General features: G+C 69.5%; 27 protein-coding genes. 10 read left to right on the forward strand and 17 right to left on the reverse strand.

The window, feature by feature from the left end; genetic code table 11:
- Positions 1 to 27 precede the first annotated feature (27 nt).
- Complete coding sequence (locus OIC96_RS14845; RefSeq protein ID WP_330307378.1) at positions 28 to 1,053, reverse strand: ATP-dependent 6-phosphofructokinase; 1,026 nt, start codon at positions 1,051 to 1,053, stop codon at positions 28 to 30.
- Between OIC96_RS14845 and OIC96_RS14850 the strand changes: the two genes are divergently transcribed.
- The 4 genes from OIC96_RS14850 to pyk all read left to right on the forward strand — a co-directional run bounded on the left by OIC96_RS14850 (position 1,046) and on the right by pyk (position 6,169).
- Positions 1,046 to 1,348 (forward strand): hypothetical protein, encoded by a 303-nt coding sequence (locus OIC96_RS14850; RefSeq protein WP_330307377.1) that lies wholly within the window; start codon positions 1,046 to 1,048, stop codon positions 1,346 to 1,348. The genes OIC96_RS14845 and OIC96_RS14850 overlap by 8 nt on opposite strands.
- A complete protein-coding gene (gene pta, locus OIC96_RS14855) occupies positions 1,345 to 3,435 on the forward strand; it encodes a phosphate acetyltransferase (RefSeq protein WP_330307376.1) in 2,091 nt (696 codons plus the stop codon). Before OIC96_RS14850 ends, pta begins: the two co-directional genes overlap by 4 nt.
- A complete protein-coding gene (locus tag OIC96_RS14860; protein WP_330307375.1) occupies positions 3,432 to 4,643 on the forward strand; it encodes an acetate kinase in 1,212 nt (403 codons plus the stop codon). The genes pta and OIC96_RS14860 overlap by 4 nt, the downstream gene beginning before the upstream one ends.
- A 95-nt stretch (positions 4,644 to 4,738) precedes the next feature.
- Positions 4,739 to 6,169 (forward strand): pyruvate kinase, encoded by a 1,431-nt coding sequence (gene pyk / locus OIC96_RS14865; RefSeq protein WP_327431814.1) that lies wholly within the window; start codon positions 4,739 to 4,741, stop codon positions 6,167 to 6,169.
- Between the two features lie 90 nt (positions 6,170 to 6,259).
- Here pyk and OIC96_RS14870 read toward each other — a convergent pair whose 3' ends face one another.
- The 4 genes from OIC96_RS14870 to OIC96_RS14885 all read right to left on the reverse strand — a co-directional run bounded on the left by OIC96_RS14870 (position 6,260) and on the right by OIC96_RS14885 (position 10,513).
- The gene (locus OIC96_RS14870) at positions 6,260 to 7,564 is read right to left on the reverse strand and encodes a hypothetical protein (protein ID WP_330307374.1); all 1,305 of its coding nucleotides are present in this window, start codon (positions 7,562 to 7,564) and stop codon (positions 6,260 to 6,262) included.
- Complete coding sequence (locus OIC96_RS14875; protein WP_330307373.1) at positions 7,554 to 8,162, reverse strand: DUF6114 domain-containing protein; 609 nt, start codon at positions 8,160 to 8,162, stop codon at positions 7,554 to 7,556. The genes OIC96_RS14870 and OIC96_RS14875 overlap by 11 nt, the downstream gene beginning before the upstream one ends.
- A 119-nt stretch (positions 8,163 to 8,281) precedes the next feature.
- Positions 8,282 to 8,914, reverse strand: a complete 633-nt coding sequence (locus tag OIC96_RS14880; RefSeq protein WP_330307372.1) for a DUF6230 family protein — start codon at positions 8,912 to 8,914, stop codon at positions 8,282 to 8,284.
- A gap of 621 nt (positions 8,915 to 9,535) precedes the next feature.
- Complete coding sequence (locus tag OIC96_RS14885) at positions 9,536 to 10,513, reverse strand: tetratricopeptide repeat protein (protein ID WP_330307371.1); 978 nt, start codon at positions 10,511 to 10,513, stop codon at positions 9,536 to 9,538.
- A gap of 333 nt (positions 10,514 to 10,846) precedes the next feature.
- Here OIC96_RS14885 and OIC96_RS14890 point away from each other — a divergent pair, with 333 nt between their 5' ends.
- Complete coding sequence (locus OIC96_RS14890; protein ID WP_330307370.1) at positions 10,847 to 11,473, forward strand: TetR/AcrR family transcriptional regulator; 627 nt, start codon at positions 10,847 to 10,849, stop codon at positions 11,471 to 11,473.
- A gap of 171 nt (positions 11,474 to 11,644) precedes the next feature.
- Here OIC96_RS14890 and OIC96_RS14895 read toward each other — a convergent pair whose 3' ends face one another.
- The 4 genes from OIC96_RS14895 to OIC96_RS14910 form a co-directional block, all read right to left on the reverse strand.
- Positions 11,645 to 13,345, reverse strand: a complete 1,701-nt coding sequence (locus tag OIC96_RS14895; RefSeq protein WP_330307369.1) for an acyl-CoA mutase large subunit family protein — start codon at positions 13,343 to 13,345, stop codon at positions 11,645 to 11,647.
- 74 nt (positions 13,346 to 13,419) lie between these two features.
- Positions 13,420 to 13,758, reverse strand: coding sequence for a DUF3817 domain-containing protein (locus tag OIC96_RS14900; RefSeq protein WP_327431807.1), 339 nt, complete (start codon positions 13,756 to 13,758; stop codon positions 13,420 to 13,422).
- Positions 13,759 to 13,848: 90 nt separating this feature from the next.
- On the reverse strand, positions 13,849 to 14,358 hold the full coding sequence (locus tag OIC96_RS14905; protein WP_330307368.1) for a MarR family winged helix-turn-helix transcriptional regulator: 510 nt from the start codon (positions 14,356 to 14,358) through the stop codon (positions 13,849 to 13,851).
- 10 nt (positions 14,359 to 14,368) lie between these two features.
- Positions 14,369 to 15,646, reverse strand: coding sequence for an MFS transporter (locus OIC96_RS14910; protein ID WP_330307367.1), 1,278 nt, complete (start codon positions 15,644 to 15,646; stop codon positions 14,369 to 14,371).
- A gap of 109 nt (positions 15,647 to 15,755) precedes the next feature.
- Between OIC96_RS14910 and OIC96_RS14915 the strand changes: the two genes are divergently transcribed.
- Complete coding sequence (locus OIC96_RS14915; protein WP_330307366.1) at positions 15,756 to 16,739, forward strand: ArsR/SmtB family transcription factor; 984 nt, start codon at positions 15,756 to 15,758, stop codon at positions 16,737 to 16,739.
- Positions 16,740 to 17,023: 284 nt separating this feature from the next.
- Here the strand turns inward: OIC96_RS14915 and OIC96_RS14920 are convergent, their stop codons facing one another.
- The 5 genes from OIC96_RS14920 to OIC96_RS14940 all read right to left on the reverse strand — a co-directional run bounded on the left by OIC96_RS14920 (position 17,024) and on the right by OIC96_RS14940 (position 19,893).
- Positions 17,024 to 17,653 (reverse strand): TetR/AcrR family transcriptional regulator, encoded by a 630-nt coding sequence (locus tag OIC96_RS14920; protein WP_330307365.1) that lies wholly within the window; start codon positions 17,651 to 17,653, stop codon positions 17,024 to 17,026.
- Positions 17,650 to 18,330 carry a DUF4166 domain-containing protein gene (locus OIC96_RS14925; protein WP_330307364.1) on the reverse strand — a complete coding sequence of 227 codons (681 nt, stop codon included), beginning with the start codon at positions 18,328 to 18,330 and terminating at the stop codon, positions 17,650 to 17,652. The genes OIC96_RS14920 and OIC96_RS14925 overlap by 4 nt, the downstream gene beginning before the upstream one ends.
- Complete coding sequence (locus OIC96_RS14930) at positions 18,327 to 19,079, reverse strand: hypothetical protein (protein ID WP_330307363.1); 753 nt, start codon at positions 19,077 to 19,079, stop codon at positions 18,327 to 18,329. The genes OIC96_RS14925 and OIC96_RS14930 overlap by 4 nt, the downstream gene beginning before the upstream one ends.
- 176 nt (positions 19,080 to 19,255) lie before the next feature.
- Positions 19,256 to 19,549 carry an MTH1187 family thiamine-binding protein gene (locus OIC96_RS14935; protein WP_327431800.1) on the reverse strand — a complete coding sequence of 98 codons (294 nt, stop codon included), beginning with the start codon at positions 19,547 to 19,549 and terminating at the stop codon, positions 19,256 to 19,258.
- Positions 19,546 to 19,893, reverse strand: coding sequence for a DUF3817 domain-containing protein (locus OIC96_RS14940; RefSeq protein WP_330307362.1), 348 nt, complete (start codon positions 19,891 to 19,893; stop codon positions 19,546 to 19,548). Before OIC96_RS14940 ends, OIC96_RS14935 begins: the two co-directional genes overlap by 4 nt.
- Positions 19,894 to 20,052: 159 nt before the next feature.
- On the opposite strand from OIC96_RS14940, the gene OIC96_RS14945 reads away from it, so the two are divergent.
- The 4 genes from OIC96_RS14945 (at position 20,053) to OIC96_RS14960 (ending at position 22,703) form a co-directional block, all read left to right on the forward strand.
- Positions 20,053 to 20,685, forward strand: coding sequence for an AIM24 family protein (locus OIC96_RS14945; protein ID WP_327435213.1), 633 nt, complete (start codon positions 20,053 to 20,055; stop codon positions 20,683 to 20,685).
- Between the two features lies 1 nt (position 20,686).
- Complete coding sequence (locus OIC96_RS14950) at positions 20,687 to 21,337, forward strand: AIM24 family protein (RefSeq protein ID WP_330307361.1); 651 nt, start codon at positions 20,687 to 20,689, stop codon at positions 21,335 to 21,337.
- The gene (locus OIC96_RS14955) at positions 21,334 to 22,134 is read left to right on the forward strand and encodes an AIM24 family protein (protein ID WP_327431797.1); all 801 of its coding nucleotides are present in this window, start codon (positions 21,334 to 21,336) and stop codon (positions 22,132 to 22,134) included. Before OIC96_RS14950 ends, OIC96_RS14955 begins: the two co-directional genes overlap by 4 nt.
- A 92-nt stretch (positions 22,135 to 22,226) precedes the next feature.
- Positions 22,227 to 22,703: a MarR family winged helix-turn-helix transcriptional regulator gene (locus OIC96_RS14960; RefSeq protein ID WP_330307360.1), complete on the forward strand. Its 477-nt coding sequence runs from the start codon at positions 22,227 to 22,229 to the stop codon at positions 22,701 to 22,703.
- Between the two features lie 151 nt (positions 22,704 to 22,854).
- Here the strand turns inward: OIC96_RS14960 and OIC96_RS14965 are convergent, their stop codons facing one another.
- From OIC96_RS14965 to OIC96_RS14975, 3 genes are all read right to left on the reverse strand, one after another.
- The gene (locus OIC96_RS14965) at positions 22,855 to 24,105 is read right to left on the reverse strand and encodes an MFS transporter (RefSeq protein WP_330307359.1); all 1,251 of its coding nucleotides are present in this window, start codon (positions 24,103 to 24,105) and stop codon (positions 22,855 to 22,857) included.
- 392 nt (positions 24,106 to 24,497) lie between these two features.
- Positions 24,498 to 25,454 (reverse strand): methylmalonyl Co-A mutase-associated GTPase MeaB, encoded by a 957-nt coding sequence (meaB, locus tag OIC96_RS14970; RefSeq protein ID WP_330307358.1) that lies wholly within the window; start codon positions 25,452 to 25,454, stop codon positions 24,498 to 24,500.
- 76 nt (positions 25,455 to 25,530) lie between these two features.
- A complete protein-coding gene (locus OIC96_RS14975; RefSeq protein WP_330307357.1) occupies positions 25,531 to 26,733 on the reverse strand; it encodes an acetyl-CoA C-acetyltransferase in 1,203 nt (400 codons plus the stop codon).
- Between the last annotated feature and the right edge of the window lie 16 nt (positions 26,734 to 26,749).

A 26,749-nucleotide genomic window follows, 5' to 3' on the forward strand; every position in this document is an offset into this window, starting at 1 on the left:
CCTGTAAGAAGCACCAGTAGCCGCCTGCTAGAAAACGGACTCCGCCTCGTCCATCCGATCCTTCGGCACCGTCTTCAGCTCAGTGACCGCCTCGTGCAGCGGCACCATCATGACGTCCGTGCCCCGCAGCGCCGTCATCTTGCCGAACTCACCGCGGTGCGCGGCCTCGACCGCGTGCCAGCCGAAGCGGGTGGCGAGTACGCGGTCGTACGCGGTCGGCGTGCCGCCGCGCTGGATGTGGCCGAGGATGACCGGCTTGGCCTCCTTGCCGAGGCGGCGCTCCAGCTCGTACGCGAGGGCCGCGCCGATGCCCTGGAAGCGCTCGTGGCCGAACTGGTCGATCGCGCCGTGGCCGTAGTCCATGGTGCCCTCGGCGGGGTGGGCGCCCTCGGCGACGCAGACGACCGCGAACTTCTTGCCGCGGGCGAAGCGCTCCTCGACCATTTTGACCAGGTCGGCCGGGTCGAAGGCGCGCTCGGGCAGGCAGATGCCGTGGGCGCCGGCGGCCATGCCGGACTCCAGGGCGATCCAGCCGGCGTGCCGGCCCATGACCTCGACGACCATCACGCGCTGGTGGGATTCGGCCGTCGTCTTGAGGCGGTCCATGGCCTCCGTGGCCACGCCCACCGCCGTGTCGAAGCCGAAGGTGCGGTCCGTCGAGGAGATGTCGTTGTCGATCGTCTTGGGGACGCCGACGACCGGCAGCCCCGCGTCCGACAGCATGCGCGCGGCGGTCAGCGTGCCCTCGCCGCCGATCGGGATGAGCACGTCGATGCCGAATTCGCGGGCCATGTCCTGCGCGTTGTCGCAGGCCTCGCGGAGCCGGTCGCGCTGGAGGCGGGAGGAGCCGAGAATGGTGCCGCCACGGGCGAGGATGCCGCTGACCGCGTCCAGGTCGAGGGTGCGGTAGTGGCCTTCGAGCAGGCCGGCGTAGCCGTCCTCGAAGCCGACGACCTCGTCCCCGAAGTTGGTGACCGCTCGGTGCACGACCGATCGGATCACTGCGTTCAGGCCCGGGCAGTCGCCGCCTGCGGTGAGAACTCCGATGCGCATCGTGCTGTGTCTCCTGCTCGCTGTTGATACCGGTGAGCCAATCCGATTGTTTCACGGCCCACAGGGCACCGCCGCTCCCACCCACTCCACCAGGGCGTTCTCCCTGGCGGGCGCCTTAGCTACCCGCAGAGGTATTGTCAAGAGGGTTCTGCTCACGTCAGCGGGCCATTTTTCTGAGCCGGAAAATCACCACCTCGCGACGAAGACGAACGCGAAGCAGACCGCCGCCGAGCGACGCAGACCGACGCAGACCGACGCAGACGAAGACGAGACGAAACGGATGGAGCACGCGTGACGCGCAGCGTGTATGTGACCGGGATCGACCGCGGCGACGGCCGCCAGGTCGTCGAGCTGGGGGTCATGGAGCTCCTGACCCGCCAGGTCGACCGGGTGGGGGTGTTCCGTCCGCTCGTGCACGACGGCCCGGACCGCCTCTTCGAGCTGCTGCGCTCCCGCTACCGGCTGGCGCAGGACCCGTCGACGGTGTACGGCATGGACTACCACGAGGCGTCCGCGCTCCAGGCCGAGCAGGGCGCGGACGAGCTGGTCTCCTCGCTGGTGAACCGCTTCCACGCGGTCGCGCGGGACTACGACGTCGTCCTCGTCCTCGGCACCGACTACGCCGACACCCAGTTCCCCGACGAGCTGGCGCTCAACGCCCGGCTGGCGAACGAGTTCGGCGCCTCGGTCATCCCGGTCGTCGGCGGCCGTGGCCAGACCGCCGAGTCCGTACGCGCCGAGACGCGCAACGCCTACCGCGCCTACGACGGTCTGGGCTGCGACGTTCTCGCCATGATCGTGAACCGGGTGGCCGCGGCCGACCGCGCCGGGATACTCGAGCGGCTCGACAGCCGTCTTCCCGTGCCCTGTTACGTCCTCCCGGACGAGCCCGCGCTGTCCGCGCCCACCGTCGCGCAGATCACCCAGGCTCTCGGCGGCAAGGTGCTCCTCGGCGACGACGCGGGGCTGGCCCGTGACGCGCTGGACTTCGTCTTCGGCGGCGCGATGCTGCCGAACTTCCTGAACGCGCTGACCCCCGGGTGTCTCGTGGTCACCCCGGGCGACCGCGCCGACCTCGTCGTCGGCTCGCTCGCCGCGCACAGCGCCGGCACTCCCCCGATCGCCGGTGTGCTGCTCACCCTGAACGAGCGGCCCAGCGACGAGATCCTCACCCTCGCGGCCCGCCTCGCGCCGGGCACCCCCGTCGTCTCCGTGGCCGGGAACTCCTTCCCGACCGCGACCGAACTCTTCGGCCTGGAGGGGAAGCTGAACGCGGCCACGCCCCGCAAGGCGGAGACGGCGCTCGGCCTGTTCGAGCGGCATGTGGACACCAGTGACCTGCTGAAGCGGGTGTCCGCGCCGAGCAGCGACCGGGTCACGCCGATGATGTTCGAGCACAAGCTGCTGGAGCAGGCCCGCTCCGACAAGCGCCGTGTCGTCCTCCCCGAGGGCACCGAGGAGCGCGTCCTGCACGCCGCCGAGGTGCTGCTGCGCCGGGGGGTCTGTGACCTGACGCTGCTCGGCCCGGTCGACCAGATCCGCAAGAAGGCCGCCGACCTGGGCATCGACCTCGGCGCCACCCAGCTCATCGACCCGCACACCTCCCCGCTGCGGGATTCCTTCGCCGAGAAGTACTCCAAGCTGCGCGCCCACAAGGGCGTCACCGTGGAGCTGGCGTACGACGTCGTCGCCGACGTGAACTACTTCGGCACGCTGATGGTGCAGGAGGGCCTCGCCGACGGCATGGTGTCGGGTTCGGTGCACTCCACGGCCGCCACCATCCGGCCCGCCTTCGAGATCATCAAGACCCGGCCGGACTCGAAGATCGTCTCGTCCGTCTTCTTCATGTGCCTCGCCGACAAGGTCCTCGTCTACGGCGACTGTGCCGTGAACCCGGACCCGAACGCCGAGCAGCTCTGCGACATCGCCATCCAGTCGGCCACCACGGCCGAGCAGTTCGGGGTCGAACCGCGGATCGCGATGCTGTCGTACTCGACGGGTACGTCCGGTTCCGGCGCCGACGTCGACAAGGTGCGCGAGGCGACCGAGCTGGTGCGGCTGCGCCGCGGCGATCTGCGGATCGAGGGGCCCATCCAGTACGACGCCGCCGTCGAGCCGTCGGTCGCGGCGACCAAGCTGCCGGACTCGGAGGTCGCCGGGCAGGCGTCCGTGCTGATCTTCCCGGACCTCAACACCGGCAACAACACCTACAAGGCCGTGCAGCGCTCGGCCGGCGCGATCGCCGTCGGTCCGGTTCTGCAGGGTCTGCGCAAGCCCGTCAACGACCTGTCCCGCGGCGCGCTCGTCCAGGACATCGTCAACACCGTCGCCATCACGGCGATCCAGGCCCAGACCTCCGACCAGAAGGCTTTCCAGCAGTGACCGGCACCCGCGTCCTCGTCCTCAACTCCGGCTCGTCGTCGGTGAAGTACCAGCTGCTCGACATGCGCGACAGCAGCCGGCTGGCCGTGGGCCTGGTGGAGCGAATCGGCGAGGAGACCTCCCGTCTCAAGCACACGGCGCTCACCACCGGCGAGTCCCGTGAGACGAACGCCCCCATCGCCGACCACGAGGCCGCCCTCAAGGCCGTCGCCGCCGAGCTGGCCAAGGACGGGCTCGGTCTGGACTCCCCCGAGCTGGCGGCGATCGGCCACCGGGTCGTGCACGGCGGGAAGACCTTCACCGACCCGACCGTCATCGACGACTCCGTGCTCGCCGAGATCGAGCGGCTGATCCCGGTGGCTCCGCTGCACAACCCGGCGAACCTCACGGGCATCCGTACGGCCATGGCGCTGCGCCCCGACCTCCCCCAGGTCGCCGTCTTCGACACCGCCTTCCACACGACGATGCCGGAGTCGGCGGCGCGCTACGCGATCGACGTGAAGACCGCCGACGAGCACCGCATCCGCCGGTACGGCTTCCACGGCACCTCGCACGCCTATGTGTCCCGGGCCACCGCGGAGCTCCTGGGCAGGGCGCCGGAGGACGTCAACGTCATCGTGCTGCACCTGGGCAACGGGGCTTCGGCGTCGGCCGTGCGCGGCGGCCGGTGCGTGGACACCTCCATGGGGCTCACACCGCTGGAGGGGCTCGTGATGGGGACCCGCTCCGGTGACATGGATCCCGCGGTCATCTTCCATTTGATGCGTGTTGGGGGGATGTCCACAGACGAGATCGACACTTTGCTCAACAAGAAGAGCGGCCTGATCGGTCTGTGCGGCGACAACGACATGCGGGAGATCCGCCGTCGTGTCGACGAGGGTGACGAGCGGGCGCGGCTCGCCTTCGACATCTACATCCACCGCCTGAAGAAGTACATCGGCGCCTACTACGCGGTCCTCGGCCGGGTGGACGCCATCGCCTTCACCGCCGGAGTGGGCGAGAACGCCGCCCCGGTGCGCGAGGCCGCGATCGCCGGCCTGGAGGAACTGGGTCTCGCGGTCGACAGCGACCTGAACGCCGTACGCGGCGACGAGCCGCGGCTCATCTCGCCGCAGTACGCGCGGGTCGCGGTCGCCGTGGTGCCGACGGACGAGGAACTGGAGATCGCCACACAGACGTATGCGCTGGTCGGAGAGAGCAATGACTGAGTTCGCGGAGAGCAACGCCTGAGCACCTACCCGCCCATTTGTATCTTCCACCAGACGGAATATTCCGTAGCGAAACAAACCGATAGGATCGCCCCATGCGCCGTTCGAAAATCGTCTGTACTCTCGGCCCCGCGGTCGACTCCCACGAGAAGCTCGTCGCGCTGATCGAAGCCGGCATGAATGTGGCCCGCTTCAACTTCAGCCATGGCACGCACGAAGAGCACCAGGGGCGGTACGACCGCGTCCGGGCCGCCTCGGCCGAGACCGGCAAGGCCATCGGTGTGCTCGCCGACCTCCAGGGCCCGAAGATCCGCCTGGAGACCTTCGCCGAGGGTCCCGTCGAGCTGGAGCGTGGTGACGAGTTCACCATCACCGTCGAGGACGTTCCCGGGGACAAGCACATCTGCGGCACGACCTACAAGGGTCTGCCCGGCGATGTCTCCAAGGGCGACCCGATCCTCATCAACGACGGCAACGTCGAGCTGAAGGTCGTCGAGGTCGACGGTACGCAGGTCAAGACGGTCGTCATCGAGGGCGGCGTGATCTCCGACCACAAGGGCATCAACCTGCCCGGCGCGGCCGTGAACGTGCCGGCGCTGTCGGAGAAGGACGTCGAGGACCTGCGCTTCGCCCTGAAGATGGGCTGCGACATGGTCGCCCTGTCCTTCGTGCGCGACGCCAACGACGTGAACGACGTCCACAAGGTGATGGACGAGGAGGGCCGCCGGGTCCCCGTCATCGCCAAGGTGGAGAAGCCGCAGGCGGTCGAGCACATGGAGGGCGTCGTCGCGGCGTTCGACGCGGTGATGGTGGCCCGTGGCGACCTGGCCGTGGAGTACCCGCTGGAGAAGGTCCCGATGGTGCAGAAGCGCCTCGTGGAGCTGTGCCGCCGCAACGCCAAGCCGGTGATCGTCGCGACCCAGATGATGGAGTCGATGATCACCAACTCCCGCCCGACGCGCGCCGAGGCCTCCGACGTCGCCAACGCGATCCTGGACGGCGCGGACGCGGTCATGCTGTCGGCCGAGTCGAGCGTGGGCGCGTACCCGATCGAGACCGTGAAGACGATGTCGAAGATCGTCGTCGCGGCCGAGGAGGAACTCCTCTCCAAGGGCCTGCAGCCGCTGGTTCCCGGCAAGAAGCCGCGCACGCAGGGCGGTTCGGTCGCCCGCGCCGCCTGCGAGATCGCCGACTTCCTCGGCGGCAAGGGCCTGGTGGCCTTCACCAAGTCCGGTGACACCGCCCGCCGGCTGTCCCGCTATCGCGCGCTCCAGCCGATCCTGGCCTTCACCACGGACGAGGGCACCCGCAACCAGCTGACGCTCAGCTGGGGCGTCGAGTCCCACGTCGTGCCGTTCGTGAACAGCACCGACGAGATGGTCGACCTGGTCGACCAGGAGCTCCAGAAGCTCAAGCGCTTCAACGACGGCGACGTCGTCGTGATGACCGCGGGTTCGCCCCCCGGCGTCCCCGGCACCACCAACATGGTCCGGGTGCACCACCTGGGCGAGAGCGACCACGCCTGACCTACGGTCCCCGTACGCCACTGAGGGCGCCCCCTGCGAACAGGGGGCGCCCTCAGTGTTTCTGCGGCTCCCGGACGGGTCTGGGGGCGCTCAGTCCTGGTAGGAGTGCAGCCCGGGGATGGTCAGCGTGCCGCCGAACTGGCCGGCCTGGACGACCTTCACCTTGGTGAAGTAGATCAGCGGGATGTTCAGCGGCGGAGGGTTGTCCGGGCTGAACGTGATCGGGATCAGACCGAACAGGTTGCCGGAGATGCTCTCCGTGTACATGATCGTCTTACCGTCACGGATGGTGGACGTCGAGCCGCTGGCAGCCTGCACGTGGTAGGTCTTGCCGGACTGCTTGTCCTTCACCGTCTGGTGCAGATCGCCGATGTCGGTGCCGTCGGAGATGACGTACTTCAGGACCTTCTTGGTCGATCCGTCGGCCGTCTTCACCTTCACGATGCCCTGGTAGTCGGCGCCCTTGAGGAGCAGCGAGCTGGCGTCCAGGTACCAGGGGTCGTCGGGCAGGGTCACGGGGTTGTCGACGCCGCCCTCGTCGTCGGTCGCGACCGGGCAGTCCGACGCGTCCGTCGTGGAGCTCGCGGAGGGGCTCGGGGACGCGGTGGCCGCGTCGGCCGCCTTCGTCACCGTGTCCGTGGCGTCCGAGGCCGCCTTGGACGCCGTGTCGGTGGTGTCCTTCACGGTGTCCTCGACCGTCTTGGTGACCTTGTCGGTCGTGTCCTTGACGGTGTCGGAGGCGCTGGAGGACGTGTCCTCGCTCGCACTCGCGCTCGCGCTGGCCGTGGCGGACGGCGTGGGGCTGGAGCTCGTCGAGGAGTCGCCGCCGCCCGTGAGGACGTCGGTGATCGCATCGCCGATGGTGTCCAGCACGCTGCCGCTGCTCGCGGACGCCGAGGGGGTCGCCGTGGACGTACCGCTGTCCGACGACTTGCTCGACGTACTCGCGGAGGACGAGGACGCCGACGGTGTGGGCTCGGCCGTGTCGTCGGAACCTGAATCCGACGAAGAGGACGTGCCCGAGGACGCCGAGGGGGTCGGCGTGGCCTTGTCGGCGGACTCGGTCGCGCTCGGCGAGGCGGAGTCGGAAGCAGAGGCGGAGGCCGAGGGCGACGCCGAGTCCGACGCGTCCGTGCCGTCCACGGCCTCGACGCAAGCCTGGTACTCGTCGGCCGTCAGACTCTTGGACGTCGGGTGGTCCTCGGCGTTGGCGAGGGTCGGGGTGAGCCCTATCCCCATGAGGACCGCGGTGGGCATCGCGGCCAGCGCGATCGCCTTGCCGGCCGGCATGTGGAACCGGGTGAACAGCGGCTTCCTTGGGGCCGCGTGCCGCGGCCCGGTTCTCACACGGGACTCGTCCACATCAGTCCCATGGATCGCCTCGTCAGCCGGCACTGTGCCTCCCGTTCGCCCCGTTCGCCGGGCTCGTTCCGTACAGGTCGTTCGGCTCGTCCACGCCGTACACGGCCTCGGGCTGGGCGGCCTCGGGGGCCGGGCTGTCCGGGGTGTTCGGGGTGTTCGGGGTGTTCAGGGTCTTCGAGGTGTCGCCCGCGCTCTTGTATCCCGACGCGGACGGATCCGTGTCGGGCTCGCCCGGCACCCAGGCAACCGCCATCGCGCCGCCGATCATGGCGAGCAGGAAGCCCATCAGGAAGCCACCGAGGTTGGCCACCGGAATGGAGACCAGCGCGAGGAGGATCGCCGCGACACCCGCGAAGGTCCGTACGTGCTTCTGGAACCAGAGACTGACGCCCAGCACGCCCAGCAGCACGCCGATGATCAGGGAGCCCGCGCCGGCTGTGGTGGCCATCGCCAGCGTCAGATGGCCGACCTGGAGGTGCGCGTACGGAAAGTAGGCGATGGGGAAACCGCCGAGCAGGATGAACAGGCCGGCCCAGAACGGACGGTTGCCCCTCCAGGCGCGGAAGTTCCGCCGGAACACGGTGAGGTAGTGCTCGTTCTGGCCGGGCGCGGCAGGAGTCTCGGCGCTCATGGAAAACAGCTCCCTGGAACGGCTTTGCTGTGAAAAGTACGCGTAGGAGAAGGACGCGTACGGCGGAAGGAGCGGGGCGGGCGAGGCAGCCTAGGCTCCCCCGCCCGCCCCTGGAGTGCCTAGTAGCACTCCTTGACGCCCTTGGACACTGACATCTTCAGGCCGCTGAGCTTGAACGTGCCGGCAGTGGTCGCCCACGCCGTCTGCTTGACATCCGTCAGCGTGGCCGACTCGGCCTGCTGGGCGAACCCGTAGGGGTTGGCCGTGTCACCCTTGGAGATGCCCGGACCCTTGCTGGCGTCCTTGGCCGCAACACCGATGTCGATGCCCTTGAAGACCGCGTTGGCCTGCAGGTCCTCGACGTCGACGTAGAGGTTCTCGGCCTCGACCGGCGTACCGTCGCCGCCCGCCTTCAGCGTCAGGCTGACAGAGCCGAGCAGCGGGATGTTCGGGGTGACCACCGACTGGCACATGTTGGTCAGCGACGCGGTCTTGAAACCCGAGACGGCGACGGGGTGAGCCGTCTTGGTGCCGTCGAGGTTGTAACCCGAGTCAATGGCTCCGTACTGGACGAAGCCCGTACCTTCAAGCTTGTCCGCCGTCACCTTGAACGACTGACCGGAAACGCTGAACGACGCGGCCAGAGCGCCCTGCGCGAGGGCGACACCTATCGCTGCCGTGGCGGCCACGCTGGGCACCATCACGACCGCGAACCGCTTCCATCTGGTCCCGCCACGCACCTGGGACTCCATATTTCCTCCTTCTCGGACGTACATCTCCTGGCCCTGACTGCCCCATGTCGGCGGCTCAGCCGGGCAGGGATGGGAGAAGTGCTACGTCCTCGGGAAGGAGAGCGCCCGTCCTCGGAGGTGCGAACAACACCCGATTCACCGGCGATCACCCCCGAGCGACAACCACTGGTCGCGCCTGACACACATCACGCACAACCTGCTGGGCAGGCTCTGCCGATTGGCAAAGACCCCCCTGCCCAAGAGCCGGCGACACAACCATCGGCTCTACTCGGTGGGGACCCAGAAAACCCCTTGACCCGATTGGCTGTCGGAGTAGGGGTAATGGACCGAGCGTCGCCGATCGTGGTGCATTCTCGCCGCCCGCACAAGGGGGTTCGTTACTCGCTAGTAACGGGGGGATAACCGAACAACGACCCGTGGGTATCGGTCGGCGACGCAGGGTGGCGTGACCCCGGTGGGCAAAACGGTTGATCCATGGACGGAATCCGACAGATCAAGGCCCCAGACTTACTCCAAGTAACAGCGGCCGCGTTTACCAAGATTTGGTAAAGCGCGGCCACATGTCGCTCTGGTGGCCAATCTTTCACCTGGGCATCACAAGCCCCGACGTTTAGGAACAGGTCAGAACAGCGCCCTGGCCAGCGCCCGGCGCGCCGCGGTCACCCGCGGGTCATCGGCCCCGACAACCTCGAACAGTTCGAGCAGCCGCAGCCGTACGGCATCACGGTCGTCGCCCGCCGTACGCCCCACCGCGTCGATGAGCCGCCCGAACGCGTCTTCGACATGCCCGCCCACGAGGTCCAGGTCGGCCGCGGCGATCTGCGCCTGTACGTCGCCCGGCTTCTCAGCGGCGTCCTTGCGCACCTGCTGCGGATCGGCGCTCTGTACCCGCTGGAGCAACTCGGCCTGGGCAAGGCCCAGTTTGGCCTCCATGTTGCCCGGGTCGTCGCTCAGTACGTTCTTGTACGCCTGGACGGCACCGCCCAAGTCACCCGCGTCCAGGGCCTGCACGGCGGCTTCGAGGAGCGCGTCGTACGGTCCCGCCGGAATCTCGGGCGCCACCGGGGCGCTGCCGGGCTCGGCATCGGGGTCGACGGCCAGGCCGGTGAGGCCGAAGCGCTGTTCGGCGACCTGCACGAGCTGGTCGAGGGTCCCCCGGATCTGCGCCTCACCGGCCGCTCCCTGGAAGAGCGGCAGCGCCTGTCCGGCGACGACGGCGAACACCGCCGGAATCCCCTGGACCCCGAACTGCTGCATCAGCATCTGGTTGGCGTCGACGTCGATCTTGGCGAGAACGAAGCGTCCGTTGTACTCGACGGCCAGCCGCTCGAGCACCGGGCTCAGCTGCTTGCAGGGCTCGCACCACTCGGCCCAGAAGTCGATGACGACCGGGACCTCGGTGGAGCGCTGCAGGACGTCGTGCTCGAAACCCGCCTCGTCGACGTCGATGACGAGGCTGGCGGGGGATACGGCCCCGCCTCCGCCGCCCTGCCTGGCCGCTTCGGCGCGCACCTGCTCCGCCTTCGCCTTGGCCTCCTGGGCCGCCTTCACCGCGGCGAGGTCGACGACTCCGCTCATGGACATGTTCCGTGGCTGCATGAGTACATCCTCCCCCTTCCGCGCGCACGTGTGAAAAGCGTGGTGAAAGCCAGGCCTGTTACGTCTTGATCGGTCTCGCTGGGCGCCGGGTCCCCACCTGGCGCCAGTGGTTGTCGCTGCGACTGCCGCTCGCGCGCATTCCTGTGCGCCAGCTTTCGCTACGACCCGTAGCGTAACTCTCTCCGGGCACCGCTGACGCCCCTCCCCCGGTGATCTCCCTCACGGCTTCACAGAACCGCCGGTTATCGTCACGCGATGCCCGCCGAATGACCTCTGAACGGCCTCCGCACAGCCTCCCCATGCCCCCAGCCGTCGCCGGATATGGTCACTGACATGCAGAGCCGCACTTCCGCCCCCCGTACGGGGCGCCCGCGCAGTGCCGCCGCGGACGCCGCGATCCTGGAGGCGACGCGCGCGGCACTGGTCGAACTGGGCTGGTCCAAGCTGACGTTGGGAGACGTGGCGACCCGCGCCGGGGTCGCCAAGACGACCCTCTACCGCCGCTGGGCGGGAAAGAACGAACTCGTGGTCGACGCGGTGGCCGTGCTCTTCGACGAGCTGGAGCTCCCCGACCGGGGCAGCCTGGCCGCCGACATCGAGGGCGTGGTGCTGCAGTTCGCGGCGATTCTGGGCCGTCCGGAGGCGAAGACGGCGCTGATGGCGGTGGTGGCGGAGTCCACCCGTGACGAACCTCTCCGCGAACGCATCCGTACGTCGATCGTCGACCGCCAGAAACGCCTCGTCGTGGAGGGCCGCGCCCGCGCCACCGCCCGCGGCGAACTCCCCTCGGAGCCCGACCCGGCCACCGCCGCCCGCACCGCCGACCTCATCTTCGACATGGTCGCCGGTGCCGTGGTCCATCGCACCCTCGTCAGCGCGGAGCCGGCGGACGAGGAGTGGGTCCGCAGCCTCACCCGAGTACTACTCCTGGGCCTGACAGGCGCAACAAGCCAGCCCTGACCCCCTTAAAAGACTGCGCAGTTCCCCGCGCCCCTGAAAGGGGCGCGGGGAACTGCGCAATCTTTTGGGCCGGCCCCCACCCACCCGCAGCCGAAGAACCGCCCTACGGGGTCTGGGGCGGAGCCCCAGAAGGATGGGACGGGTAGGGGCGGCGGGGGCGAGGAAAGGCGCTCAGAAGCCCGCCGGCTCCGTGTAGATGCCCCACTCGTCCCGCAGGACGTCACAGATCTCACCCAGCGTCGCCTCGGCCCGCACCGCGTCCAGCATGGGCCCAATCATGTTCGACCCGTCCCGCGCGGCAGCGAGCATCGCATCGAGAGCCCCCCGCACATCCCCCTCGTCCCGCCCCGCCTTACGACCCCCCAGCACCCGCACCTGCTCCCGCTCCACCTCATGACTGACCCGAAGAATCTCCAGATCCCCGGTCACGGACCCATGGTGGACATTGACACCCACCACCCGCTTGTCGCCCTTCTCGAGCGCCCGCTGGTACTGGAACGCCGACTCCGCGATCTCCCCGGTGAACCACCCGTCCTCGATCCCCCGGAGAATCCCGGAAGTGACCGGCCCGATCGGGTGCTGCCCGTCGGGATGCGCCCGCAGCCCCCGCTCCTTGATCTGCTCGAAGATCTTCTCCGCGTCGGCCTCGATCCGGTCGGTGAGCTGCTCCACGTACCAGGAACCACCCAGCGGGTCGGCCACGTTGGCGACGCCCGTCTCCTCCATCAGCACCTGCTGCGTACGCAGGGCGATCTCCGCGGCCTGTTCGGACGGCAGCGCGAGCGTCTCGTCCAGCGCGTTGGTGTGGAGGGAGTTCGTGCCGCCCAACACCGCCGCGAGCGCCTCCACCGCCGTACGGACGACGTTGTTGTACGGCTGCTGGGCGGTCAGTGAGACACCGGCCGTCTGCGTGTGGAAGCGGAGCCACTGCGCCTTCTCGGACCGGGCGCCGTACACGTCCCGCATCCAGCGGGCCCAGATCCGCCGCGCCGCCCGGAACTTGGCGATCTCCTCGAAGAAGTCGAGGTGCGCGTCGAAGAAGAAGGAGAGACCGGGCGCGAAGACGTCCACGTCGAGTCCGCGCGACAGCCCGAGCTCCACGTACCCGAAACCGTCCGCCAGCGTGTACGCCAGCTCCTGCGCGGCCGTGGAGCCCGCCTCCCGGATGTGGTACCCGGAGACGGAGAGCGGTTTGTACGCGGGGATCTTCTCGGCGCAGTGCTCCATCAGGTCCCCGATGAGGCGAAGGTGCGGCTCGGGCTGGAAGAGCCACTCCTTCTGCGCGATGTACTCCTTGAAGATGTCGGTCTGGAGCGTGCCGTTCAGCACGGCGGGGTCGACACCCTGCCGCTCGGCCGCGACCAGGTACATGCAGAAGACGGGAACGGCCGGACCGCTGATGGTCATCGAGGTCGTGACGTCACCCAGCGGGATGTCCTTGAACAGGACCTCCATGTCGGCGGCCGAGTCGATCGCGACCCCGCAGTGCCCGACCTCGCCGAGCGAGCGCGGGTCGTCGGAGTCGCGCCCCATGAGCGTGGGCATGTCGAAGGCGACGGAGAGGCCGCCGCCGCCGTTGGCGAGGATCATCTTGTAGCGCTCGTTGGTCTGCTCGGCGTTGCCGAACCCGGCGAACTGCCGGATGGTCCACGTACGCCCTCGGTAGCCGGTCGGATAGAGGCCGCGGGTGAAGGGGTACTCGCCCGGCCAGCCGATCCGCTCGAAGCCCTCGTACTCGTCCCCGGGCCGCGGCCCGTACACGGGCTCCACGGGGTCACCGGAGAGCGTGGTGAAGTCGGCCTCGCGCTTGCGCGAAGCGTCATAGCGGGCCTGCCAGCGTCGGCGGCCCTCCTCGATGGCGTCAGCGTCCATACCCTCGAATTTACTAGGACGTCCTAGTAAATGTCGATGGCAAACCGCCGTACGTTGCCGTACGGCGGTGAGAGTTACGCCTTCGCGACCGCGGGAGAGCCGTCCGCGACCCTGGACTCCAGCTCGCGGGAGATCTTGCGCTCCACGAAGAAGGCCGCCGTGGGGATCGTCCCGGCCAGCAGCACCCACAGCTGCTTGCCGACCGGCCACTTCGCCTTGGAGCCCAGGTCGAAGGCGAAGATCAGGTACACGACGTACAGCCAGCCGTGCGCGATGGCGACGACGCGGGTGAAGTCCACGGCACCGTCCATGTCGAGCAGGTACTTGGCGATCACGCCGAGGGTCAGCAGGACCAGCAGCACACCGGTGACGTAGGCCATCACGCGGTAGCGGGTCAGCACGCTCTTCTTCATGCGTACGAGCGTAACGGCCCCTTTTGCACGATCTTCGGCCGCCCCCACTCGCCTTCGAAGCGAGACTCCACTCGTCCTGGAAGTGGGGCCCTACTCGTCCTCGAAGTCCCGCGCGGCGATCCGCAGCGGCCGCAGCATCGCGAAGATCTCCGCGCACTCCTCGGCGTCGTACGCCCCGAGCCCGAAGTCCATCGCCATCAGGTCACGGGTGGCCGCGTCGCAGACCTCGCGGCCCTTCTCGGTGATGGAGGCGAGCGTGCCGCGCCCGTCGTTGGGGTTGGGCCGCTTGTCGACGAGCCCGGACGTCACCAGCCGGTCCACGGTGTTCGTGACGGACGTCGGGTGCACCATGAGCCGCTCCCCGATCTTGGACATCGGCAGCTCGCCCGCCTTGGAGAAGGTGAGCAGCACCAGCGCCTCGTACCGCGCGAAGGTCAGTCCGTACGGCTTGACGACCGCGTCCACCTCGGCGAGCAGGATCTGGTGCGCGCGCATGATCGAGGTGATCGCGGCCATGGACGGCACGGATCCCCAGCGCTGCTTCCAGTGTTCGTCGGCGCGGGCGATGGGATCGAAGGCAAGACTGAGCGGCTTCGGCACGCCAAAGACCTTACCGGCCGGTCACATCGTGGTCAGCCCCGTCTCGCGTTTCGGTCGCCGACCCCTGCGGGGCCGGGATTCCCGCCCCTTCCGTACGCCGCGCCTCCACCACCAGGAACAGACAGCAGACGGTGCCGAGCACCCCCGCGCCCGCGACCGTCGCCCGCACCCCGGCGAACTCCGCCACGGTCCCCGACAGCGCCATCCCCACCCCCTGGACGGTCATCAGCCCGGCGGTGTTCAAGGTCATGGCCCGCCCGCGCACCTCCTCGGGCACCGCCGCCACGAACCACTGGTCCAGCCCGAGCGAGTACGCCGATCCGGCGCCCGCGAGCAGCAGCAGGACCAGCGATCCGGCGAGCCCGGGCCGCAGCGCGTACCCGGCGTACGGCAGCAACGTGACGCAGACGAGGGGCAGGGCGAGCCGGGTACGGGTCGCGGGCCGCAGCCTCGACCCCGCGTACAGCTCACCCGCGATCGCGCCGACCGGCAGCGCGCACATCAGCAGGCCGAGCCCGGCCGAGCCGGTGCCGAGCCCGTCGGCGTACGGCGCGGCCAGGGCCTCCGGCGCGACGGCGAACATCGGCGGCACCCAGAACAGCAGGAGCAGCACGCGCACGCGCCGGTCGGCGAGGATCCGCCGGGTGCCGCGGAGCGAGTCCCGCACCAGCGCCTGGCCTCGATGGGCCCGCGCGGGCCGCCGCCGGGTGCCGAACCGCAGCAGCGCGGCGGAGGCCAGGAAGGTGCACACGGTGATGAGCAGCGCACCACGCGGCGGTACGACGCCGAGCAGCACACCGCCGAGCCCGAACCCGGCGAGCAGCGCGCCCTGCGCGACGATCCGCAGCAGGGAGCGGCCCAGCACGAACAGCTCTCCGTCGCCGAGGACATCGGTGAGCGTCGCCGTCCGCGCCCCCTGGAACAGCGGGGCGACCATGGCGAGCGCGCAGCGCATGGCCAGCAGTACCGCGATGTGCGCGCCCGGCACCACCATCACGCCCACGCACCCCGCGCACACCAGGTCGCACACCACCAGGACCCGACGGACCGGGAAGCGGTCCACCAGGCCGGCGAGGAGGGTCCCTCCGATGAGATAGGGGAGGAAGCCGAGCGCGAACGTCAGGGCGCTCATCAGCGGAGAGCCCGTCAGGTCGTAGACGAGGACGGACAGGGCGATCTCACTGACCACGAGCCCGAGGACCGAGAACGCGTGCGCGACGAAGACGGCACGGAACTCGCGTACGGCGAAGAGGGGGCGGTAACCGGTGGTTTCGGGGGCTTGTGGCATGTGCAGCAGGGTGCACGCGCGCTCGCCGACCCCCGTAGAGTTTCGGCGACAGCCGAATCTTTGCTCTTCGGGCATCTTCGGGCGTCTTCGCTCATTCCAGGGGGTGCGTGTGCCGTCGCTTCTGCACTTCGGGGAGGACGACCTCCTCAACTGCCGCTTCGCGGTGTCGCCCCTGTGGGAGACACAGGAGGCGGTACGCACCCTCAACCGCCCCGCGCGGCACGGGTACCAGGCGCACTGGCTGCGCCGTATCCGCACGGCGGCCGCCGGACTCGACCTCGCGCCCCTGTGGCTCCTGATGCCGCAGACCGGCTACTCCCCCGACTGGCTCGGCCCGCCCCCGATCGGTCCGGCGGCCACCTTCGAGGAGGAGATCGCCGCGGTCCGCGCGGCCGACCCGGAGGCGGCCCGCGAGGAAACCGCGAGGTCGCTCGCGGACACCCCGGGCGCCCTCGACTCGTCCCGGGGCCGGGCCCTGCTGAAGGACCCGGTGCGCATGGTCCAGGAGCTGGCCGACCTGATGGAGACCGCCTGGCACACGCTCCTCGAACCGGACTGGCCGCGGCTGCGTGCCCTGCTGGAGGCGGATGTCGCGTTCCACTCCCGGCGGCTCGCGGAGGTCGGTCTGGGCGGGCTGCTGCCGGAGATCGACCGGCGGTTCGGATGGCAGTCCCACACGCTGACCATCGAGTGGAAGGGCCGGCACGAGCGGGAACTCGCGGGGCAGGGCCTGGTCCTGATGCCGAGCGTCTTCATCTGGCCGGACGTGGTCAGCACCTTCGATCCGCCCTGGCAGCCGACCCTCGCCTATCCGGCCCGTGGCATCGGCGGCCTCTGGGCCGAGCCCTCGCACCACACGTCCGACGCTCTCGTACGACTCCTCGGCCGCGGCCGGGCCACCGTCCTCACGGCCCTGGACGAACCCGCCACCACGACGGCCCTGGCACACCGTCTCGGTCTCGCACCGTCCTCGGTGTCGGCCCACCTCGCGGCCCTGCGTGACACGGGCCTGCTCGTCTCGCGCCGCTACGGGCACCAGGTCCTGTACGAGCGCACACCACTGGGGATGGCGCTGGCGTCGGGACCCGCCTGACGACGTCTTCCGCCCCCGCCGCCCCTACCCGTCCCATCCTTCTGGGGCTCCGCCCCAGACCCCCGTTCGGTTGTGTTTTGGCTGCGGGTGGGTGGGGGCTGGCCGCGCAGTTCCCCGCGCCCCTGACGGCTCGGGGCTGCGCCCCGTCGCCCCCGGCCCGCCCCGGGTGCTTTCGTCTTTTAGGGGCGCGGGGAACGGCGCAATCTTGAGGGGGGTCTGGGGGCGCAGCCCCCAGGAACGGGATGGGACGGGTAGGGGCGGCGGGGGCGAAAACCCCACGGCGTTCAGCGGGTGGTGCGGCGCAGGTGGTGGCGGATGGCTCGTTGGGCGACCGGCCCGAGGGACTCGAGGGCCGTGATGAGGACGGCGAGTTGTTCGAGGGACGCGAGGGCGGAGGCGGCCCCGGCCGGGTCGACGCCCTCGTAGAGCTGGATACCGACGAAGGACGCCGCGACCGCACGGGCGAGCCCCACCGGATCGGCGAATCCATCGAGGGGCGTCGCCGGCAGGACCCGCGTAAGGACCTTCTCGATCTCCGCGATCCAGAGGTCGAGTCCGGCCGCCGTGGCAGGCGCGATACGCGGATGCGTCTGCGCCCCGGCAAGGAGTTGGCCCAGCACGGCGACATACCCCTCCGCCCGCTCGACCTCATGCATCTCCCGCCCGAAGGAGAGAAGTTCGGCAAGGCTCCCGATCTCGGCGAGACGCTCACGGTGGCGAGCGACCCGCCGCTCCGCCCCGTACCGGCACGCCTCCGACAGCAACTCGTCCACGGACCCGAAGTGGTAGAACACCAGCGCCTGATTGACCCCGGCCGTCGCCGCGATCGAACGGGCCGAGGTCTTCGCGATCCCCTGCTCGACGAGCGTCCGCAGCGCCCCCTCAAGCAGCTTCTCCCTGGTCGCCTCACTCACGCCCGCGCCTCCTCACGGACCGGCCGCAGACCGGCGCGCACACCGCGCGCACGGATGTCGGTGTACGTCGCCCGGAAGGAGCCCGAGTAGCCGAAGAGCGGCCCGAAGTGGCGGTTCACTACGCGGACTTGGATACGGAAGCGGCCGGTGGCGTCGTCGAAGGACTCCCGCACCTCGGCCTCGCCGCCGACGAGTTCGGGCACCCGGACGTCCACGGGACCCTCACGGAAGCGGTGTTCGCCGGACTGGATCAGCAGGGAGCCGTCGGGTTCGGCGCGGAAGAACAGGTCGCTGGCGAGGTGCTGATGCGTGCCGAGGTAGTCGAGGACGCGGTCGCCCTTGGGGCTCAGCACCATCTGGGCGTCGAAGCGGCGCGAGCGGCCGGGCAGGTCGAAGGTGCGCACGAACGTCACCGTCTCCCGCCCGAAACCGTCGGCGTACGGCACGTTCTCGATGGTGAAGGGCACGTGCCGGCCCGTACGCGGGACCAGGATGTTGCGCGTGGTGCCCAGCGCCAGGAAGGGCTTCACGAAGCCGCGCCCGTGCCAGATCCGGTCCATGACACCGCGCCCGGTGCACGCCTCGCCGCTCGACAGGCCGACGGAGAAGCGGCGTTGCAGCTCGGGGTGGAGGCGTTCGAAGTCCGCGCCCATCACCGTACGGAAGATCGAGGTCATCGCTGGAGCTCCAGGGTGGTGAGGAGGCGGGGGGCGCGGGCGTGGGCATGCGGTGTGCGCAGACAGCGGCGGGCCGCCGGGGTGCCCCGCAGCGGCGGTACGAAGAGGGCGGACAGAGCGGCCAGTACGGCGAGCACGGGGGTCGCGAACAGGGCGAGCGGCGCCAGCGGGCCCGCCGCGTCCACGAGCGCCCCGCACACCAGCCCCGAGCAGGCGGCCAGGAGCACGAGGGCGCGGACCGCCGTTTCGGCGAGCCAGTTGCGCAGCGCCCGCTCCGGCGTGATGCCCCGTTCCAGCCACAGCCTCAGCCGGTCGAAGGACCAGGCGGTGGCCCAGCCCATGAGGGGGCGGAAGAGCAGCCGGTCGGCCACCGCTCCGGGGCGGCCCCAGCGCGGGCGGTAGTCGTACCCGGTGAGGAAGCGGACGCCGTCGCCGCCCGGGACGTACCGCCAATAGCCGCTGCCTTCGGCGAGCAGCGAGAGCGGATGCGGTGAGGCGAAGCGCAGCGCGGAGGTGCGGGTGCCGTCAGGGCGTTCCTTCTCGCCGGCCGAGACACCGGTGCCCGCGACGGTCAGGAACGGCAGCACGCGCGTGGCGTAGCGGAAGCGCTGCGGCTCGCCCTCCGCGCGCGGGAGGTAGTCGATCTCGGTGAAGCGAAGGTCCCAGCGCCGGTGCTGTGCGGGGTCCTGCGTCCGCGCCCACAACTCGTCGAGATCGACGCGTATATGCGCCTCTACGTAGAGCCCCATCCCCGAACCCCCACTTCAGCAACGCTTTTTGAGCGACTGCTCAATCGATCGGAACAGGAGGCTACCGAGGTTTGAGCGATCGCTCAAATATCGCGGCACGAAAAACCCCGGTCCTGGGGACCGGGGTTTCGAGTCTCCGTCGCGGAGATTGCGGAGATTGCTGAGATTGTGGCGATTCAGGCCGACAGGTGCCGCTCCACCGTCTCCACCTTGGAGGTCAGACCGTCCGTCACACCGGGCCGAATGTCGGCCTTCAGGACGACCGAGACGCGCGGCGCGCGCTCCTCGACGACGGCGACGGCGCGCTTCACGACGTCCATCACCTCGTCCCACTCGCCCTCGATCGAGGTGAACATCGCGTCGGTGCGGTTCGGCAGACCCGACTCGCGGACGACTCGGACGGCGTCGGCGACGTACTCCCCCACGTCCTCGCCGACGCCGAGCGGTGTCACGGAGAAAGCGACGATCATGACGTCTCCACCACGCCCTCGCGGCGGGCGCGGGACGCGATGACCGCGTTCTCGGCCTCGCGCTTGAGCTTGCGCTCGGCGAAGAAACCGCCGGTCGGCAGGACGGAGAGGACGAAGTAGAGGAGGCCGGTGCCGGTGCTCCACTTGCTGCGGTTCCAGGCGTCCAGCCAGAAGATCACGTACAGGATGAAGAGGACACCGTGGATCGCGCCCATGACGGGCACCGCATTGAATTCCGTGGTCCGCTTCAGCACCGAGCAGACGAGCAGCAGCAGGAAGGAAACGGCTTCGGGGGCCGAGACCAGACGCAGGCGGCGGAGGGCGGAGGCTGTCTTCAGGTCCACGGGTCACCTTCGGTGGGGGAGACGTCCACAGTTTGTGAACGCACGCACAAGCATCGCCCATTGTGGCAAACGGTCCCCCTAAGGGTGCGATCAGGGTGCCTGTCCACCCACGGGCTCTGTTCCGCGGAGCGGCCCGGCGGCTACCTTCACCAGGTGGCGATGTTTCGACTTCAAGGCAGCAAGGTGCTGGCCGTCGACATGACCGGGGACGCCGTGAAGGCGAAGAACGGCTCGATGGTCGCGTACGACGGTCAGATGGCCTTCAAGAAGCTGAGCGGTGGCGGTGAGGGGGTACGGGGGATGGTGACCCGGCGCCTCACCGGTGAGCAGATGACGGTGATGGAGGTGAAGGGGCACGGGACCTGCTGGTTCGCGGACCGGGCCTCCGAGATAAACCTCGTCAGCCTCCAGGGGGACAAGCTCTACGTGGAGTCGAGCAATCTGCTCGCGACGGACGCGGGCCTGCGCACGGGCACGTCCTTCACGGGGCTGCGGGGCGCCTCGCAGGGCAACGGGCTGTTCACCACCACCGTCGAGGGGCACGGACAGGCGGCGATCACGTCCGACGGCCCGGCGGTGGTGCTGCGGGTCAGCTCCCAGTACCCACTGACGGTCGACCCGGGCGCGTACATCGCGCACCAGGGCAATGTGCGGCAGTCCTTCCAGTCCGGTGTGACGTTCCGCACGTTGCTCGGCGAGGGCGGCGGCGAGGCCTTCCAGATCCGCTTCGAGGGCGACGGCCTGGTCTACGTACAGCCCAGTGAGCGCAACACGATCGCCGGGGACGTGTGACATGCCCTTTCGCGAAGTGAACTCGAAGATGGTCGAGGCCACGGTGCTGCCGGGCCAGCGGCTGTTCAGCCAGCGCGGCGCGATGCTCGCCTACAAGGGCGAGGTCTCCTTCACGCCCAACGTCCAGGGCGGCCAGGGCGGTGTGATGTCGATGATCGGCCGCCGCCTGGCGAACGAGGCGACCCCGCTGATGACCGTCGAGGGCTCCGGCACGGTGCTCTTCGGGCACGGCGGCCATCACGTCCAGGTGATCAATCTCACCGGCGACACCTTGTACGTCGAGGCGGACCGGCTGCTCGCCTTCGACGGCACGCTCCAGCAGGGCACGATGTTCCTGGGCTCGCAGGGCGGCGTCATGGGCATGGTGCGCGGCCAGGTGACCGGCCAGGGGCTCTTCACGACGACGCTGAAGGGGCAGGGCGCGGTCGCGGTCATGGCGCACGGGGGTGTTTTCGAGGTCCCGATCACCCCGCAGCGCCCGGTCCACGTCGACCCGCAGGCGTACGTCGCACACCACGGCGACGTACGGAACAAGCTGTCCACGGCGCTGGGCTGGCGCGACATGGTGGGCCGCGGTTCGGGCGAGGCGTTCCAGCTGGAGCTGAGCGGCAGTGGTGCGGTGTACGTCCAGGCCTCGGAGGAGAAGCTGTGAGCGCGTACGGGACTCCGGGCGGCCCGGTCATCCACGACCCGATGACGCTGCCGGTCGACGACAACGTCAACAACTACACCTTCTGCGTGGAGCTCAAGGGGAGCCAGTGGTTCCTGCAGAAGGGCAAGATGATCGCCTACTACGGGTCGATGCAATTCAACGGCATCGGACACGGCCGGCTCGACCGTCTCGTCCGTACGTCGTTCCATTCGCCTCTGCACGCGAGCGACTGGGTCGTGGCGGAGGGCTCGGGCAAGATGCTGCTCGCCGACCGGGCCTTCGATGTGAATTCCTACGATCTGGACAACGGCAATCTGACCATTCGCTCGGGCAACTTGCTCGCTTTTCAGCCAAGTCTTGCCCTCAAGCAGTCGATCGTGCCGGGGTTTCTGACCCTGATCGGAACCGGGAAGTTCGTAGCCGCATCTAACGGTCCGGTGGTGTTCATGGAACCCCCGATCCGGGTGGACCCACAGGCCCTGGTCGGCTGGGCCGACTGCCCCTCCCCCTGCCATCACTACGACCACGGGTACATGACAGGTGTAATGGGCGGTCTACGTGCGATGACGGGCCTCGGCGGGGCCTCCGGAGAGGAGCACCAGTTCGAGTTCGTAGGGGCCGGCACGGTGCTGCTCCAGTCCACCGAAACCCTCATGGCCGAGCAGGCCATGGGGGCGGTCCCACGCGAGCCCGGAGTGCCGGGCGCGGGCGGGGTGCCTGGTCACCAGGGGCAGCAAGCCGGCGCACCGCGCCTTCCCGGACAGCTGGGGGACCTCCAGCGTCGCTTCGGGCTGTGAGCGGTAGTCTGCGGAGTGTGACATCGAACGCGTGCGCACAGTCACACCACCCTCACTAGTTCGCCTTTCAACATTTTAGGTAGACTTCATTTATGGAGACCGAGACGGCCACGCGCTGGCTGACCGATGCGGAGCAGTGCGCCTGGCGCACCCACCTGGAGGTCAACAGGCTGTTGGCCTACCAGCTCGAAAGGGACCTGCAGCCGTTCGGGCTGACCATGAACGACTACGAGATCCTGGTGAACCTCTCCGAGTCGGAGGGCGTACGGATGCGGATGAGTGACCTCGCGTCCGCCACCCTCCAGTCCAAGAGCCGCCTCTCGCACCAGATCACCCGCATGGAGAACGCGGATCTGGTGCGCCGCGAGAACTGCGAGTCCGACCGGCGGGGGCTGTATGCCGTGCTCACCGAGCACGGCATGGAGACGATGAAGAAGGTCGCGCCGCACCATGTGGGGTCTGTGCGGAGGCACTTCATCGATCTGGTGTCGCCGGAGGCGTTGGAGGAGCTGCACAAGTCGTTGCGGCCGATCGCTGAGCATCTGCGGGGGCAACGAGGTAAGCCGTAGCGCTCCGCTGGGTTCAGCCGGGAACCGCGGGCCGTCCGTTGTCTGCGGGTTGCCTGTGGCTGGTCGCGCCCATGCGGCGGAGCCGCAAATGTCGCTGCCCCGCGCCCCTTTCGGGGCGCGGGGAGCCGGAGCTCGAACAGTGCCCCGTCGATCAGACTCGGGAAGGCTCCTCAGCGTCCTTGGGGGTTTCCCGCGGAACCGCCGCCGCGCCCGTACCCCGTACGGAGATCAGGGCCGCCGTCACGGCCGCCGCCCCCGAGATCGCGAAGCACAGGCCCAGGGACACGTGGCCGACCAGAAAGCCCACCCCGGCGGCGCCGCCCGAACTTCCGGCGTTCACCGCGGTGTTGACCCAGGCGCCCGCCTGCGTGCGGAAGCCGGGCGGGGCCGCCTCGTCGGCGATCAGGTAGGACGTCGTCAGGGCCGGGGCGACGAAGAAGCCCGCGCAGGCCACCGCGACCGTCAGGGTGCCGAGGCCGGGAGCGAGTCCCGCGGCGAGCAGGGCGAGGCCCAGGCCGCCGGCCAGCAGCGGCAGCCGGACCCGTGCGGACGTACGCCAGTTGACGGCGCCGTTGAGCAGGCCGCCCAGCGCGCTGCCCACCGACAGCGCGGCGAGCACCCAGGCCACGACGTCGTCCCCGTGATGGCGCTGCTGCGCGAAGGCCATGACCAGCAGGTCGATGGCTCCCAGGGACAGACCGACACCCGCCGCCACGACGACGGACTGCACGAGCGCGCGCCCGCCCCGCAGCCGGCGCCCGGAGCGTCCGGCGGACTTCGCCGCGGCCGGACGTACGCCGGCGACGATCGGTGACAGCACGAACGCGAGGGTTCCGGCCCACACCAGCAGGGCACTGAGCGCGACCCCGGCGGCCGGCGGCGCGAACTGCACCACCACGCCCACCAGCAACGGCCCCGAGACGAAGAGGATCTCCTCCGCGACACCGTCCAGGCTGTACGCCCGCTGCAGGAGCGGCTTGTCCTCGATGACCTCACTCCATACGGCACGCATCGTGGGGCCGAGGGGCGGCGTGCAGGCGCCGGCAGCGACGGCCAGCGCGCCGATGGCCGTCACCGGTGCTCCCGGGCGCCAGGCTGCCGCCGCGAAGGTCGCGAGCAGGGTCGCGTAGAGCGAGGCCATCGGGATGAGGGCACGGCGCGGGCCGTACCGGTCGATCAGGGCCGCCCGCGCGGGCGACAGGGCCACGCTCATCGCGCCGAACAGCGCCATGACCGTGCCGGCCACGGCGTACGACCCGGTCGCGCGGGTGACCGTGAGCATCATGGCCAGCGAGACGATGCCGTACGACAGTCTGCCGATGAGGGCGGTCGTGAAGGTGCGGCGGGTGTGGGGCATGCGGAAGAGCGCGGCGTACGAGGGCCGCGAAGGTGACGCAGACATGTGAAGGTTCCTCAACAGCGAGGCGGAAAAGGGGACGCCTGGGTGCCGCGACGACACAGCCGACTCGCTGTGCATCCGTCGCGGGCCTGGTCGGCCTCTACGCCAAGTGAAGGAACATGCGCCCCAACTTACCAGCGCCCAATAAAAGTTGACCAGCGAGTTTCTTCGCCCCCGCCGCCCCTACCCGTCCCATCCCTGGGGGCTGCGCCCCCAGGCCCCCGCTAAAAGATTGCGCAGTTCCCCGCGCCCCTAAAAGGGGCGCGGGGAACTGCGCAATCTTTTGGGCCGGCCCCCACCCACCCGCAGCCAAAGAACCGGCCCACGGGGTCTGGGGCGGAGCCCCAGGAACGGGATGGGACGGGTAGGGGCGGCGGGGGCGAAAGACCCTTGGGTCAGCCCTCCGTCAGGCCCTCCACCAGGGTGTCCGCGGCGCGGTACGGATCCGTCTCGCCCGCCACGATCCGTTCCGCCAGCGCACTGAGCCGCCGATCCCCGTGCAGGTCACCGATCCGCTGCCGCAGCGCGGTGACCGCGATCGTCTCGACCTCATGGGACGCCCGGGCAAGACGCCGCTCGTGAAGCACCCCGTGCTCCTCCATCCACGCCCGGTGCTTCTCCAGCGCCTCGACCACCTCGTCGATCCCCTCGCCCCGCGCGGCGACCGTCTTGACGATCGGCGGCCGCCAGTCGCCGGGGCCACGGGATTCGCCGAGGCCGAGCATGTGGTTCAGCTCACGGGCGGTCGCGTCGGCGCCGTCCCGGTCCGCCTTGTTGACGACGTACACGTCGCCGATCTCCAGGATTCCGGCCTTGGCCGCCTGGATGCCGTCGCCCATGCCGGGGGCGAGGAGGACGACGGACGTGTCCGCCTGGGAGGCGATCTCGACCTCGGACTGGCCGACACCGACCGTCTCCACCAGGACGACATCACAGCCGGCCGCGTCCAGGACCCGGATCGCCTGGGGAGCCGCCCACGCGAGGCCGCCCAGGTGTCCCCGGGTGGCCATCGAGCGGATGTACACCCCCGGATCCGACGCGTGCTCGGACATCCGCACGCGGTCGCCGAGCAGGGCGCCCCCGGAGAACGGCGAGGACGGGTCGACGGCCAGCACCCCGACCCGCTTGCCCTGCCGCCGGTACGCCGTCACCAGTGCCGACGTCGAGGTCGACTTGCCGACACCCGGGGAGCCGGTGAGCCCGACCACGTACGCGTTGCCGGCCAGCGGTGCCAGCGCCGCCATGACCTCACGGAGCTGCGGTGCCGCGCCCTCCACCAGGGAGATCAGCCGGGCCACGGCCCGCGGCCGTCCTTCCCTGGCCTGGGCCACCAGCGAGGAGACGTCCTGCATCACAGCTCCGTTCACGAGGTCACGACGGGTCATGCGTGGTCATGAGGGGTCATGAGTGGTCGGGGGCGAAACCCTCTCAGGCCTTCGGTACCCGCACGATCAGCGCGTCACCCTGTCCGCCGCCACCGCACAGTGCGGCCGCGCCCACGCCGCCGCCGCGGCGCTTCAGTTCGAGGGCGAGGTGCAGCACGAGCCGGGCGCCCGACATACCGATCGGGTGACCCAGGGCAATGGCGCCGCCGTTGACGTTCACCTTTTCCGTGGACACCCCGAGGTCCTTCATTGACTGGACCGCGACCGCCGCGAAGGCCTCGTTGATCTCGATGAGGTCGAGGTCCGAGACGTCCAGGCCCTCCTTCTTGAGCGCGTGGAGGATCGCGTTGGACGGCTGCGACTGGAGGGAGTTGTCCGGCCCCGCCACGTTCCCGTGCGCGCCGATCTCGGCGATCCACTCCAGGCCCAGCTCCAGCGCCTTGGTCTTGCTCATCACGACCACGGCGGCGGCGCCGTCCGAGATCTGCGACGCCGTACCGGCCGTGATCGTGCCGTCGCGGGTGAAGGCGGGGCGCAGCTTGCCGAGCGACTCGGTCGTGGTCTCGCCGCGGATGCCCTCGTCCTTGCTGAAGACGACGGGCTCGCCCTTGCGCTGCGGAATCTCGATGGGAGTGATCTCCGCCTCGAAGATGCCGTTCTTCTGCGCGGCGGCCGCACGCTGGTGGGACAGGGCCGCGATCTCGTCCTGCTCGGGCCGCTGGATCCCCAGCCGGCTGTTGTGCTTCTCCGTCGACTCGCCCATGGCGATGTTCTCGAAGGCGTCCGTCAGACCGTCGTACGCCATGGCGTCGAGCATCTCGATCGCCCCGTACTTGTAGCCCTCACGGGACTTGGGGAGCAGATGCGGCGCGTTCGTCATCGACTCCTGGCCGCCCGCGACCACGACGTCGAACTCGCCCGCGCGGATCAGCTGGTCCGCGAGTGCGATGGCGTCCAGGCCCGACAGACACACCTTGTTGATGGTGAGTGCCGGGACGCTCATCGGGATGCCCGCCTTGACCGCGGCCTGGCGTGCCGGGATCTGCCCTGCCCCGGCCTGGAGCACCTGGCCCATGATCACGTACTGCACCTGGTCGCCACCGATGCCCGCACGGTCGAGGGCGGCCTTGATCGCGAAGCCGCCGAGGTCGGCTCCGGAGAAGGACTTCAGCGAACCCAGCAAACGTCCCATGGGCGTTCGGGCGCCCGCGACGATCACCGAGGTACTGCTGTTCGTTCCAGACATGAGGTGCGATCCCCTT

Source organism: Streptomyces sp. NBC_00775, assembly GCF_036347135.1.
GTDB classification, from domain to species: Bacteria; Actinomycetota; Actinomycetes; order Streptomycetales; family Streptomycetaceae; genus Streptomyces; species Streptomyces lutosisoli.